Raw genomic sequence first — 13,614 nt, 5'->3', positions numbered from 1 at the left:
GCTTCAATGGAGATCTGCATGAAATCATCGTCCCTGCTCGCCCTGGCAGTCGCAGCCGCCGCGCTGACTGCAGGCGCCGTGAGCGCCGCCCCGGTCAAGTACAACATCGATCCGAACCACACCTACCCGAGCTTCACCGCCGACCACATGGGCGGCTTGTCCAACTGGCGCGGCAAGATCAACAGCAGCTCCGGCACTGTGACGCTCGACAAGGAAGCGCAGACCGGCACGGTCGACGTGAAGATGGACATGTCGGCGATCGACTTCGGTCACGAGAAGATGAACACCCACGCCAAGTCGGCGGAGATCTTCAACGTCGAACAGTTCCCGAACGCGACCTACACCGGCAAGCTGGTGAACTTCAAGAACGGCGCCCCCACCGAAATCGACGGCAGCCTCACCCTGCACGGCGTGACCAAGCCAGTGAAGCTGAAGATCAACAGCTTCCTGTGCAAGCCGAACCCGATGAACAAGAAAGAAACCTGCGGCGCCGATGCCAGCGGCAAGATCGACCGCGAAGAGTTCGGCGTGGACTACGGCAAGGGCTACGGCTTTAAACAGGAAGTCGAGCTGCAGATTCAGGTCGAGGCCGTGAAGGCCGACTGAGGTTTGCTGTTCGAGCGGACGCGCGAGCTGCGTCCGCTCGATTCAACGCACGAGTCAGCGTCGGTCCGCGCAACTCAAAAGCGACCGACTCCGTCAACGATAGGTTCGCGCGAACCAGCGGAGAAACAGCAGGAACGACCAAAGAGCAAACAATCCCCACCCGAGCCACGCGTACCGGCGCGTGCCGCCGTCCTCGACCAGCGCTTTGTATCGACCGGTGAGCTCAGAAGCGGGCCCAGGGAAGAGGACGACCGCGAGGCCAATACCCGGTAACCCAAAGAAGGGCAGGAATCGCAGCGCTCGCCGTAATCGCCCGCCATTCATCGCTTCCCTGAACCCATCGGCGCCGAAATAAACCGTCGCGGCTACCAGGCCTACCAACAGCAATGCCGCAACGATCGTCGGGCCCCGCCATAGATCGGAGCCCACTCCAAAGCTCGCGCCCCACTCCACGCGATAACGATGTGCCAACACCGCCGTGGGGACCAAGAGAATGGCCAGAGCGACCAGGGTTTCGCTATCGAAGTGCATGAATCACGACACGCATCGATCAGATCGCTATTGTTTCTCTCTTCGCCGCCCGATCACCCAGGACCGAGCACGCCAGCGCCGCCACAACGAACACGAATCCCACCCACGACATGAATCGTGGCGGCACCAGAGGCCACGCCGTTGCACCGATGCTCGCGCCGACTGCCATGCCCAGGTAAGTCACCGATGAATTGAGTGCAATCGTAGCAGCGGCGAGCATCGGAGCGACGGCAACGAGGCGCGCCTGTTGCACCGCTGGAAAACCCGAGCTGCCGAGGCTCCATAGAAACTGGGCGACATAGATCGTCGCGGCCCAGAAAGAGAACAGCGGCCACAGCAACAGCATGGTCGCCGAAGTGATATTGCAGCGGTACGCAACGAGCGTAGCGCCGAACCGACGCACCATCCGAACGCTCAGCAGATTGCCGAGCAACGCGCCCGCACCGGCGGTAAACAACAGCAGCGCCAACGCCGCACCTGCGATCCCTTGCACGGCTTTAACGATAGGTGCGATGTAGCTCATCATCACGGCGCCGCCCACGTTGGTGAGCGCCGTAGCGGCAGTCAGCCAGCGCAGGGCTGGCGAGCGCAGCACCTGGAACCAGCGCACCCAGTTGAGCGGCGGCACCATCACGTTCGGCGGCACCGAGCGCCAGATAAAGAGCGCGATGACGGCACTCGCAACGCCAATGAATGCAAACGACATGCGCCACGACGACACGGCTGCGATCAACACCGAAATCGGATTGCCCAGCACCGAGCCCACCGACCACCCGACCATCAGTTTCGCCAGCACCGGGGCGCGCTCCTTCTCCGGCGTGAGCATGCTCAACGTCGCAGCGACCTGCGGCGTGTACACAGCGGAAGTCACCGCCGCGAGCACGCGAGCCAGCATCAAATGCTCGTAGCTTTGGCTGAGCGCAGCCAGCAGATTCGCGAGGGCGCAGATCGCCATCGAACCGGTGAGCAGCTTACGTCGATCGATGCGAGAGCCGAGCGTGGCCAGAGTCGGTGCGCAAACGGCAGCCGCGATACCGAAGGCCGCGATCAGCAGCCCGGCCTGCTCGATGGGAATCTGCAGCGAGCTCGAAATATCGCTGAGCAGACCGCCGACGCTCAGAAAGCTGGTGGCGACGAAGAAGTTGCCGGCGATGAGGACGAAAAGACGCTGTGGGGCCACGGCGGTGGACGGATCGACGCTCGGAGGTTTGTCAAAGATATGCGCTTGGGTCGCGCATCATCTCCGACTGCTTCTCAGCCGCCAAACATTTCGCTCAATGCAAGCCGCCGGGCGGACCGTAGATCAACTTGAAGCCATCGTGACCGCACAACTGCGACAGCCGCTCCGTCAGCTCGCGGGTCGGTTTGACCTGCCACTCTTGAGATAGCACCAGCTCGGCTCGCGCAGCGGAACCGGTGTAGTAGACCGCGACTGCACAGCGGCCGCCGCGGAACGGGCGCAAAGTCTGTTCGAGCTGCTTGAGAAAGCCGCGCTGGCCGGCTGCATCGAGCCCGGGCGGCCAGCGGATCGCCAGGCGCTTGCCGTGCAGCTCACGGGCCTGATCGATGTCGATGACCTTCTTGGCGTTGAGGCGCCAGCCTTCGATGTATTCGTCGAACCGCAGCTGGCCCTCGACGATCACGATCGCGCTCTTGGCGATCACCGTGCGGTACTGCTGCCACTGGTCTTCGAACATCGACGCTTCCATGCGGCCGCTACGGTCGTCGAGCGTGAAGATCACACGCTGGCCGCGCTTGCCGACATCGAACACCATGCCGCCGACCGTCACCGGCTTGCCCTTGAATTGCTGGAAGCTGCCTTCCTGAGCCGGCGCAGGACGATCGCTGGTCAGATCGACGATGCGGCCGCTGGTGATGGGCTTGACCTCCGCCTCGAACTCTTCGAACGGATGGCCGGTGAGATACAAGCCAAGCGTGTCGCGCTCGCCATCCAGACGCACGCGCCGGCTCCAGTCCGGCAGGACCTCCGTAACAACCTGGGGCGCCGCCGTCGGGCTCGTATCCATCAAGCCGAACATGTCGTTTTGACCGACCGCTCGAGCGCGAATCGTTTGATCCGCGAGCTGCATCGCCGAGGGCAGCGAATGCATCAGCGTCGCACGGTTGGCGCCGAGCGAGTCGACCGCGCCGGAGCGGATCAACGCCTCCAGCACGCGACGGTTCATTCGATTCGCGTCACTGCGCCGGCACATGTCCGCCAGGTCGCGGTATGGCTCGCTCTGGCGGGCTTCGACCAGCATGTCCACGACGTTCTGGCCGACGCCCTTGATCGCGCCCAGGCCGTAACGGATGGTGCGGTCGTTCGATACGGTGAACATGAACTGCGAGGAATTCACATCCGGCGGCTCGACCTTCAGCTTCATGCGCCGCGCTTCGTCGATCAACGTCACGACCTTGTCGGTCTTGTCCATATCGGACGACAGCACCGCCGCCATGAACGCCGCCGGATAGTGCGCCTTCAACCACGCGGTCTGATACGTCAGCAGCGCGTACGCGGCCGAGTGCGATTTGTTGAAGCCGTAACCGGCGAATTTCTCCATCAGGTCGAAGATGTGCTCGGCCTGATGCTGATCGACGCCGCGCCCGGTGGCGCCCGTCACGAAAATGGTCCGTTGCTTGGCCATTTCCTCGGGCTTCTTCTTGCCCATCGCGCGACGGAGCAAGTCGGCGCCGCCGAGCGAATAGCCGGCGAGCACCTGCGCGATCTGCATCACCTGCTCCTGGTACAGGATGACGCCGTAGGTCGGCGCGAGCACCGGCTTCAGATCGGGATGCAGATAATCGATGGGACCGGTCGTGGTGCCGCGCTTGCGCGCGATGAAGTCGTCCACCATGCCCGACTCGAGCGGGCCGGGGCGGAACAGCGCCACGAGCGCGACGATGTCTTCGAAGCAGTCGGGCTGCAGGCGGCGGATCAGATCCTTCATGCCGCGAGATTCCAGCTGGAACACCGCGGTGGTCTCGTAACGCTTCAGCAGCTCGAACGTCGCGACGTCATCCATCGGCAGCGCGTTGATATCCAACGGCGGCTCGCCCTTCCCGGCGCGCTGCGCATTGATGACCTTCAGCGCCCAATCGATGATGGTGAGCGTGCGCAGACCCAGGAAGTCGAACTTCACCAGACCCGCTTGTTCGACGTCGTCCTTGTCGAACTGCGTGACGACGCTCTGACCGTTCTCGTCGCAGAACAGCGGCGAGAAATCGGTGAGCACGGACGGCGAAATGACGACGCCACCGGCGTGCATGCCGGCGTTACGCACCAGGCCTTCGAGCGACATCGCCATGTCGAGAATGGCGCGGGTCTCTTCCTCGTTCTGATAACGACGCCGCAGCTCTTCTTCCTTCGCGAGCGCGTCCTTCAGCGTGATGCCCAGCTCGAACGGAATCAGCTTGGCGATGGAGTCGGCGAAGCCATAGCTCTGACCGAACACACGCGCCACGTCGCGCACCACGGCCTTCGCCGCCATGGTGCCGTAAGTGATGATTTGCGAAACGCGCTCGCGCCCGTAGTGATGGGCGACGTAATCGATCACGCGATCGCGGCCGTCCATGCAGAAGTCGACGTCGAAGTCGGGCATGGAAACGCGCTCGGGATTCAAGAAGCGCTCGAACAGCAAGTCGTAGCGCAGCGGATCGATATCGGTGATGCCGAGGCAGAATGCCACCAGCGAGCCTGCGCCGGAGCCGCGGCCCGGCCCCACCGGCACGCCATTCTCTTTCGCCCACCTGATGAAGTCGGCGACGATCAGGAAGTAGCCGGGGAAGCCCATCTGGATGATGACGCCCAGCTCGATCTCCAGACGTTCCGTGTACTCCTCATCCGGAATGACGCGCCCCTGCACCGGCGCCGCCTTCAACTGCACCAGGCGCTGGGCCAGACCCTGCCGCGATTGCTCACGCAAGAAGTCGTCGACCGGCATGTCGCCCGGGGTCGGGAACTTCGGCAGCACGCTCTTGCCGAGCTTCAGCTCCAGGCTGCAACGGCGTGCGATTTCGACCGTGTTCTCGAGCGCCTCGGGCACATCCTTGAACAGCTCCGCCATTTCCTTCGGCGACTTGAGATATTGCTGCTCGGAGTAACGACGGCGCCGCTTCGGATCGGCGAGCAATGCGCCGTCATGAATACATACGCGCGCCTCGTGCGACTCGAAATCTTCTTTGCGAATAAAGCGCACATCGTTGGTCGCCACCACTGGAATGCCACGCTCGACGGCAAGATCCAGCGCGCCCTGCACGTGACGCTCATCGCCCTCGCGCCCGGTGCGTTGCAGTTCCAGATAGAAACGATCGCCGAACAAGCTCAGCCAGAAATCCAGCGCGCTGTTGGCCTCATCGAAACGGCCATTGAGGATGGCGCGGCCAATATCGCCTTCACGCGCGCCGGACAGCGCGATCAGCCCTTTGAGGTCCTCGGGATTGAGCCAGCTGCGATCCACCGTCGCGACGCCCTTCTTCTGGCCTTCCAGGTAGGACTTGCTGACCAGCTTGGACAGATTGTTGTAACCGACCGGGGTCTGACACAGCAGCACCAGCGAGGACGGCTCCACGCGCTCGCCGGTTTCATGGATGCGCAGATCGACGCCGATGATGGGCTTCACGCCGGCGGACTGCGCCGCCTTGTAGAACTTCACCATCGCGAACAGATTGCTCTGATCGGTGAGCGCGACCGACGGCATCTTCGCGGCCGCGACCGAGTCCATCAGGCCAGGGATGCCCTCGCCTTCGCTGGTGATGCGCACCACGCTGTCGACCAGCGAGTACTCGGTGTGCAGATGTAAATGGACGAACGACACTAGCTGTCCATCGGCCACGGCCGGTCCCGAACCATGAAGCTCATCGCGTGCCCACCCTAGGCACAGGGATGTGCCCGCCGCCACAGGCGGCGAGCGCAGGAGGAAAAGTCGCGCCTTTTCCTCCCTGCGCCACAGCGCGAGTGGCAGGATGCCCGAGTCGCTGTTTCATACTAGAGCTCGACCACGGCAGCTTCGGGCGCCATCTCGCCCATATCGGCCAGCGTCAAGCGACGCTCACCGGCGAGCCGCACCGGCTCGAAGCTGCGCCGATGAATCGGCGTCGGGCCGTGGCGCTTCAGCGCCTTGTAGTGCTGCGGCGTGCTGTAGCCCTTGTGAGCGGCAAATCCGTATTCGGGATAGAGCGCATCCAGCTCGACCATCATGCGATCGCGCGCCACCTTGGCGAGAATCGAGGCCGCGCCGATGCAGGTCTTGAGCGCGTCGCCATCGACGATGGCTTCGTAGCTGCACTTCATCGGCAGCCCGATGAACGACGGACACAGGTTGCCGTCGACCTGCACGTGTCCCGGATGAATGTGCAAACCGATGAGCGCACGGCGCATGGCCAGGTGCGTTGCCTGCAGAATGTTGTGGCAGTCGATCTCTTCCACGTCGGCCCAGGCCACCGACCACGACAGCGCCGCGCCACGAATCTTGATCGCGAGCTCTTCGCGCTCCTCGGCCTCGAGCTGCTTGGAATCCTTGATGCCGCGAATACGACGGCGCGGATCGAGGATCACCGCCGCGGCGACCACCGGTCCCGCAAGCGGTCCGCGACCCGCCTCATCGACGCCCGCGACCAGCCCGGGCGCCTGCAACGGCAAGGCCATCGTCCGTTGAGATGCTGCCCGCTGAGATGCTGCCATCGCCTGTTTCTACACCGACAACCTACGCTTCACCAACAAGTCCACGATCGCGTCCGCCGCACGCGCACTGGCGTCGCGCCGGAGGGTCTCGTGAATGGTAGCGAAGTTTTGCACGAGCTCATCGCGATCGGCACGGTCCAATTGCTGAAGCACCGCGGGACCGAGCACGTCGGCGCGAACCTCGGCGTTGAAGAACTCCGGCACCAGCTCCCGGCCGGCCAGCAGGTTGGGCTGCGAGAAGAACGGCGCCTTGAAGAGTTTCAAATGCTTGAGCAGGAAACTTGTCAGCATCCCTAAACGATAGGCGACCACCATCGGGCGCTTCACCAGGGTCGCTTCCAGGGTCGCAGTGCCTGAAGCGAGCAGCACGACGTCGCTGGCCGCCATCACGGTCTGCGCATGACCGTTGATCAGCGTGACCCGATCGAGCAGCGCCGGAGTGCCGATAGTGGCGCGCTCCAGCGCCTCCTCGAAGATTCTTCGCGCCGGCTCGCTGGCCAGCGCCGCGATGAAGCGCAATTGCGGCCGCTCACGAACCAGCCACGCCATGGTCTGCGTGAAGTCCGGACTGAGCCGCGACACCTCGCCTTGCCGGCTGCCTGGCAACACGGCGACATACTGGCCCTTCTCGGGCAGCGCGAGCTGATAACGCGCAGTCGCGGCGCTCAGCTCCATGGGTACGACGTCGGCGAGCGGATGGCCGACGAATTCGGCGTGCACCGAATGCGAGTCGTAGAACGGCTTCTCGAACGGCAACAGGCACAGCACCAGATCCACCGCCCGGCCGATCGTATGCACGCGCCCCTGCCGCCAGGCCCAGACCTGGGGGCTGACGTATTGCACCGTCGGAATGCCCGCTTCCTTGAAGCGCGGTGCGATGCGCAGATTGAATTCCTTCGCATCGACGCCGACGTAAACCGCCGGCCGTTCGGCCAGCACGCGGTCGATCAGTTGGCGACGAATGCGCAGCAGCTTCGGCAGGTGGGGAAGGATTTCGAACAGCCCCATCACCGACAGATTCTCCATCCGTTCCCAGGCTTCGCAGCCCGCGGCGACCATGCGAGAGCCGGCGATGCCGGCGAAGCGAGCCTGCGGAATGCGCTGGCGCAGCGCCGTGATGAGTTGAGCACCGAGGTTGTCGCCCGATGCCTCGCCGGCTACCAGAACGATCAGTGGTGCGGCGTCGGAGTTAGCCACTTAGTGTTGTTACCTGACGATGCCCACTCGCTCGCGCCGGGGCGTGGAGTCGTTGAGGAAATCGATCAGCGGCTGCAGCTCGGGCTGGGTCTTGGCGCGCTGCTCGATCTGCTCGGTGGCTTCGATGAGCTTCAGTTGCGAGCGATACAGGATGCGATAGGCATCGCGGATGTTTCGGATCTGCTCGGCCGAGTAGCCGCGACGCTTCAGTCCTTCCGAATTCACGCTGTGCGGCTCGGCGGGACGCCCCACCGCCATCACGAACGGCGGCACATCGCGGGTCACGGCGGTATTGTTTGCGATGAACGCATGCGCGCCGACCTGGCAGAACTGATGGATGCCGGCGAAGCCGCCCATGTGCACCCAGTCGCCAATGATCACGTGGCCGCCGAGCGTGCCGTAGTTCGCGAGCACGCAGTGCGAGCCGATGACGCAGTCGTGGCCGACGTGCGCTCCGGTCATGAACAGATTGTCGCTGCCGATGCGCGTGACCAGTTGATCCTTGGTCGTGCCGCGATTGATCGTGGTGTTCTCGCGGAAGGTGTTGCGGTCGCCGATTTCGAGCCGGGTCGGCTCATTGTTGTATTTCAGGTCCTGCGGCGCGGCGCCGATCGAGGCGAACTGAAAAATCTTGTTGTCGCTGCCGATCGTGGTCGGGCCGTCGATCACCACGTGCGGCCCGATCCAGGTGCCCGCGCCGATGACGACATTGGCGCCGATGACGGTGTACGCGCCAACTTGCACATCCGGCGCGAGCTGCGCGCTGGGATCGATCAGCGCTGTGGAATGAATAGCCATGGCAACTGCTGTTTATTTCCGTGTTTCGCCGGGGGCAACCATCATTTCAGCGCTGCACGCTTCCTGGCCATCGACCTCGGCGATCGTCGAGAATTTCCAGATGCCGCGGATCGAGCGCTCCAGCGTCGCTTTCAGGATCAATTGATCGCCCGGCTCGACCGGCTTGCGGAAGCGCGCCTTGTCGATGCCGACGAAGTACAGCTGACGGTGCTCGTCCGGGTACACGCCGGCGGTCACGAACGCGAGGATGCCGGCAGTCTGGGCCAGCGCCTCGAGGATGATCACGCCCGGAAACACCGGCCGATGCGGAAAGTGGCCGGGGAAGAACGGCTCGTTGATGGTGACGTTCTTGAGCGCGCGGATGTGCTTGCCCGAGACGCACTCGAGCACCCGGTCCACCAACAGGAACGGATAGCGATGCGGCAGGCGGCGCATCACCTCGTGAATGTCCATCTTCAACACGTCGCCGGCGCCCTGGCCTTGCTCTGGTGTGCTATCGGTCATCTGAAGCCTTGTTATTCCTCACGCGAATCAGTTTCTTCGCCATCGCTGGCCGCGCCCCGCTCCCGGCGGACCTCGCGGACGAACTCGTCCAGGTGCTGGAAGCGGGCGGCATTTTTGCGGAAACGGGAGGTTTCGTCGACCGGTATCCCGCTCGAGTAGTAACCGGGCTTACGGATGCTGCCCGACACGAAGGATTTACCGGTAATCACGACGTCGTCGCAGATGCTCAGGTGCCCGGCCACCCCGGCCATGCCGCCGATCATGCAGCGCTTGCCGATGGTCGCGCTGCCGGAGATTCCGGCACAGCCGGCGATCGCGGTGTGGTCGCCGATGCGCACGTTGTGGCCGATCTGGATCTGGTTATCCATCTTCACGCCATCGCCGATGACGGTGTCGTCGATGGCGCCTCGGTCGATAGTGGTGCTGGCGCCGATCTCGACATCGCTGCCGATGCGCACCGTGCCCACCTGCGGCACCTTCAGCCACTCGCCTTGATCGGGTGCGAGACCGAAGCCGTCCGCGCCGATCACGACGCTCGGATGAAACAAACAACGGTCGCCGACGATCACGCCGCGACACAAAGTCACATTCGCCGTGAGCCGCGTGTCGTCTCCGATCGTGACATCGTCCATGACGACGCAGCCCGGCCCGATGGCCGTGCGCGCGCCGATTTTCACATTCGCGCCGATGACGGCATGCGGACCGATCGATGCGCTCGCATCGATCTGCGCCGACGCATCTACGACCGACGTTGCATGTCGTCCCGGGGGCGCAGCGGGCGGCGGATATAACAAAGCCGCGATGCGCGCATAGGTCGCATATGGATTCTTCGCGAGCAGTGCGCTCACCGGGCAGGCATCGGCCAGCTTCGGATCGAGCACGACGACGCCCGCCTTGGTCTGCTGCAAATAACGGCGATAGCGTGGATTCGCCAGAAACGTGACGGACGCGGCGTCCGCACTCTCCAGCGCAGCGACCCGCGACACGCGCAGGTCAGGATCGCCTTTGAGGATGCAGCCAAAGCGGACGGCGATCTCGCCCAGGCTGAGGCCGGGCTGCGCGGACATCGCCGTCGCCCGGCTCAGCGGCGCAGCCCGGAACGGCTGCGCGCGGATTGAATGGAGCTATCCATGGATTACTGCTTCGCCGGCGGCGACGCGGGCTTCGCCGGAGGCGTGGCCGGCTTCGGGCCGCCACCCGTCTTGGCGCGAGCCTGCAAGGCAGTGAGGATCTGCGGAGTGATGTCGAGCGACTCGTTGACGAACAACACGCCGTCGCCGACCACCAGGTCGAAGCCCGAAGACCGCGCGTAGGTCTGCACTTCCTGCAGCAGCGAGCGCTGCAGCTTGCCCAGCTCTTCGTTACGACGCACGTTCAGGTCTTCGACATATTCGTTCTGCTTGCGAGCCAGGTCGCGCTGACCTTCGCGCAGCTCCTTCTCGGAATTGCGACGCTCGTTCTCGGCCATCACCGCGCCGTCACGCTGCAGTTTCTCTTCCTTGGCCTTCAGATCTTTCTGCTGAGCCGCCATCTCGCGCTGACGCGGCGAGAACTCATCCTGCAGCGCCTGCATGGCCGACTTCGCCTGCGGCGCCTCCTCCAGCAGCCGCGGCACGTTGACCACGGCAATCTTCAGCTGCGTCTGGGCGCCGGCGATCGGCGCGAACAGGGCGACGGACAGCGCCAGCGGAGCGAGCAGAAAAGCAGGAATGCTCAAACGTGCCATATCCAACCTCGGAAAAAGTATTCCCAAATTATCGTAATAAGAAGCTAACTACCGGCCCGTGCGGACCGTCAGAACGCCTGGCCGATCGAGAACTGGAAGCCCTCGGTTTCGTCGCCGTAGCGCGCGTTGGTGTCGCCACTGACCTTCTTGAGCGGCACCGCGTAGCTGAACCGGAACACGCCCAGCGGGGCGAGCCATTGCACGGCCACACCGGCGGACTGCCGGAGCTCATCATAACTGAACCCGTAGTCCACTTCAGTCGTCTGATCGGGCCCGTAGAACTTGATGTTCTGATCCGAGAACACGTTGCCGATGTCGTAGAACAGGCTGAAACGGGCGCTATTACGCCACTTTTCCGGCATCGGCAGCAGCAGCTCGGTCTGGGCGATGGTCTTGATATTGCCGCCGTACGGGCGGCCGAAGTTGTCCTTGGGACCCAGGCGGCTTTCGCGGAAACCGCGCACCGAGTCCGGGCCGCCGCCAAAATACTGGCGATACGGCGGCAGCGCGGTGGTATCGCCCAGCGCTTCACCATAAGCCAGCTCGAAATTGATCATCAGCGTCAGGCTGCGCCAGATCGGCAGGAACTGCAGGTAATCGTACGACGCGGTCCAGAACTCCACGTCGCTGCCCGGCACCGTGTAACCGATATTGAAACGATGACGCGCGCCGCGGTCCGCGAAGATGGCGCGGTTGCGCGAGTCGTAACGCCAGCCCATGTTCAGCTCGAGCGTGTCGAACGAGCTGCTGTACAAGTTGTATTCGAAGCTGTCGTCGCAAGCGCCGTCGACCACGAACTCCACGCAGCGGGTCTTGGCGTTGCCGTTCGAGCGCACCCAGTCGGTGGCCTGCGTGGCGCTGCCGCCTTCGCTGGTGACCAGCTCGGCGCGTTGCGCCGACAGACCCACGCCGAGGTATTGATACTCGGTGATCGGCCAGTCGTAGTTGATGCCAAGCGTGATCGTCTCGGTATCGAAGTCCGAGGTCGCCGAGGTGAACTGCGTGACGTCGCGATAGCCCGCCGAAATGGTCCGCTGCACTTCGTCGATGGTCGTGTAGCGGTCGGTGTGCGAGAAGCTGAACGCCTTGGCGTAGCGGCCGGAGTTGATCTCCATGGCGATACGGTTGCCCGTGCCCATGAAATTCGAGTGCACGAAATTGCCGTTCAGGATGATCGACTGCGACTCGGAGTAGCCGATGCCGCCGCCGAACTGGCCGGGCAAGCCCTCCTCGATCTGGAAATCGACGTCCACCAGGTCGGCCGCGCCCGGCACCTGGTTGGTTTCCACCTCGACCTTCTGGATGAACGGCAGACGCTGGATACGTTGTTTGGAACGCTCCACCGCGGCGTTCGACAGATACGCGCCTTCGAACTGGCGCATTTCGCGGCGGAACACTTCGTCGTTCACACCCGAGGTGCCGTTGAAATTCACACGGCGAACATACACGCGGTTCTTCGGATCGACGACGAAGGTCAGCGAAATTTCCTTGGTGTCGTTGTTCGGCGTCGGCACCGGATCGACGGTCGCGAACGCGTAGCCGTCGATACCGAGGCGCAGCTTCATCGCCTCCTGGGTCGCGGTGATCTGCCGCAGCGAATAGGTGTCGCCGGGCTTGAAGAAGATCAGGCGGCGCAGCTCCGATTCCGGCACGACCATGTTGCCGGCCATCTTGATCTCGGAGATCTTGAACACATCGCCTTCGTCGACGTTGACCGTGACGAAGATGTCGTCCTTCTCGGGTGCGATCGCGACCTGCGTCGAGGTCACATGGAAATTCGCGTAGCCGCGGTCCATGTAGTACGAGCGCAGCTTTTCCAGATCGCCCGACAGCGATTCGCGCGAGTAACGATCGTCCTGCCGGTACCAGGACAGCCAGTTCGGCGTGTTCAGCTCGAATTCTTCGCGCAGATCCTCGTCGCTGAACGCCGTGTTGCCGGCGATGTTGATCTGGCGGATGCGGGCGCGCTTGCCCTCGTTCACGTCGATGGTCAGCTTGACCTTGTTGCCCGGTACTTCCTCGACCTTGGTGTCGACCCGCACCGCGTACTTGCCGCGGGAGAAATATTGATCGGTGAGGTACTGCTTCACCTCATCGAGCACCGACTGATCGAAGGTCTTGCCGGTGGCGAGACCGACGTTGCGCAGCGACTTCTGCAGGTCTTCGGTCTTGATGTCCTTGTTGCCCTTGATCTCGAAGCTCTCGATCGAGGGCCGCTCGAGCACCGCGACCACCAGCGTGCCGCCGTCGCGTCGAATCTCGACGTCGCGGAAGAAGCCGGTGTTGTACATCGCACGCAGCGCTTCCTGAATGCGGCGCTCGTCGATCTGATCGCCGATGTTCACCGGCAGATAGTTGTACACCGTGCCTTCGGAAATGCGCTGCAGGCCTTCGATACGGATATCGCCGACCGTGAAGCTGGACTGCGACGCGGCGACTTGCGCGACCGCTACGCCAGGCCAAACGCCTGGCACAACGCCTGCCGCTGCGACCGCGAGAGTCGCGTGGATGATGGACTTCAACCGCATCAGCCCTATGCCCCTATTTTCTCTTTTGGAGTTGCCGCCAAGTA

Annotated in this window: 11 protein-coding genes; 1 reads left to right on the top strand and 10 read right to left on the bottom strand. The window is 63.3% G+C overall.

Going from position 1 to position 13,614, the window contains the following annotated elements; translation table 11 throughout:
• Positions 1–18 precede the first annotated feature (18 nt).
• Positions 19–606 (top strand): YceI family protein, encoded by a 588-nt coding sequence (locus GYH35_RS14100; RefSeq protein WP_161828783.1) that lies wholly within the window; start codon positions 19–21, stop codon positions 604–606.
• Positions 607–699: 93 nt separating this feature from the next.
• Here the strand turns inward: GYH35_RS14100 and GYH35_RS14095 are convergent, their stop codons facing one another.
• The 10 genes from GYH35_RS14095 to bamA form a co-directional block, all read right to left on the bottom strand.
• Positions 700–1,137, bottom strand: a complete 438-nt coding sequence (locus tag GYH35_RS14095) for a hypothetical protein (RefSeq protein ID WP_161828782.1) — start codon at positions 1,135–1,137, stop codon at positions 700–702.
• A 19-nt stretch (positions 1,138–1,156) separates the two neighbouring features.
• Positions 1,157–2,317, bottom strand: a complete 1,161-nt coding sequence (locus tag GYH35_RS14090) for an MFS transporter (RefSeq protein WP_161828781.1) — start codon at positions 2,315–2,317, stop codon at positions 1,157–1,159.
• A 94-nt stretch (positions 2,318–2,411) separates the two neighbouring features.
• Positions 2,412–5,951: a DNA polymerase III subunit alpha gene (dnaE, locus tag GYH35_RS14085; protein ID WP_161828780.1), complete on the bottom strand. Its 3,540-nt coding sequence runs from the start codon at positions 5,949–5,951 to the stop codon at positions 2,412–2,414.
• Between the two features lie 170 nt (positions 5,952–6,121).
• On the bottom strand, positions 6,122–6,817 hold the full coding sequence (gene rnhB / locus GYH35_RS14080) for a ribonuclease HII (RefSeq protein WP_161828779.1): 696 nt from the start codon (positions 6,815–6,817) through the stop codon (positions 6,122–6,124).
• A 9-nt stretch (positions 6,818–6,826) separates the two neighbouring features.
• A complete protein-coding gene (lpxB, locus tag GYH35_RS14075; protein WP_161812394.1) occupies positions 6,827–8,014 on the bottom strand; it encodes a lipid-A-disaccharide synthase in 1,188 nt (395 codons plus the stop codon).
• Positions 8,015–8,023: 9 nt separating this feature from the next.
• The gene (gene lpxA, locus GYH35_RS14070) at positions 8,024–8,812 is read right to left on the bottom strand and encodes an acyl-ACP--UDP-N-acetylglucosamine O-acyltransferase (protein WP_161812393.1); all 789 of its coding nucleotides are present in this window, start codon (positions 8,810–8,812) and stop codon (positions 8,024–8,026) included.
• A 12-nt stretch (positions 8,813–8,824) separates the two neighbouring features.
• Entirely contained in the window at positions 8,825–9,316 is a 492-nt protein-coding gene (gene fabZ / locus GYH35_RS14065) for a 3-hydroxyacyl-ACP dehydratase FabZ (protein WP_407700206.1), read from the bottom strand.
• Positions 9,317–9,327: 11 nt separating this feature from the next.
• The gene (gene lpxD, locus GYH35_RS14060; RefSeq protein ID WP_161812392.1) at positions 9,328–10,383 is read right to left on the bottom strand and encodes a UDP-3-O-(3-hydroxymyristoyl)glucosamine N-acyltransferase; all 1,056 of its coding nucleotides are present in this window, start codon (positions 10,381–10,383) and stop codon (positions 9,328–9,330) included.
• A gap of 68 nt (positions 10,384–10,451) precedes the next feature.
• On the bottom strand, positions 10,452–11,042 hold the full coding sequence (locus GYH35_RS14055) for an OmpH family outer membrane protein (RefSeq protein ID WP_161812391.1): 591 nt from the start codon (positions 11,040–11,042) through the stop codon (positions 10,452–10,454).
• A 68-nt stretch (positions 11,043–11,110) separates the two neighbouring features.
• The gene (gene bamA / locus GYH35_RS14050) at positions 11,111–13,570 is read right to left on the bottom strand and encodes an outer membrane protein assembly factor BamA (RefSeq protein ID WP_161812390.1); all 2,460 of its coding nucleotides are present in this window, start codon (positions 13,568–13,570) and stop codon (positions 11,111–11,113) included.
• Between the last annotated feature and the right edge of the window lie 44 nt (positions 13,571–13,614).

Origin of the sequence: Steroidobacter agaridevorans (assembly GCF_009932555.1) — a bacterium.
Classification (GTDB): domain Bacteria; phylum Pseudomonadota; class Gammaproteobacteria; order Steroidobacterales; family Steroidobacteraceae; genus Steroidobacter; species Steroidobacter agaridevorans.
Note: the sequence above shows the minus strand (reverse complement) of the source record. Positions and strands in the feature narration are given on the sequence as shown.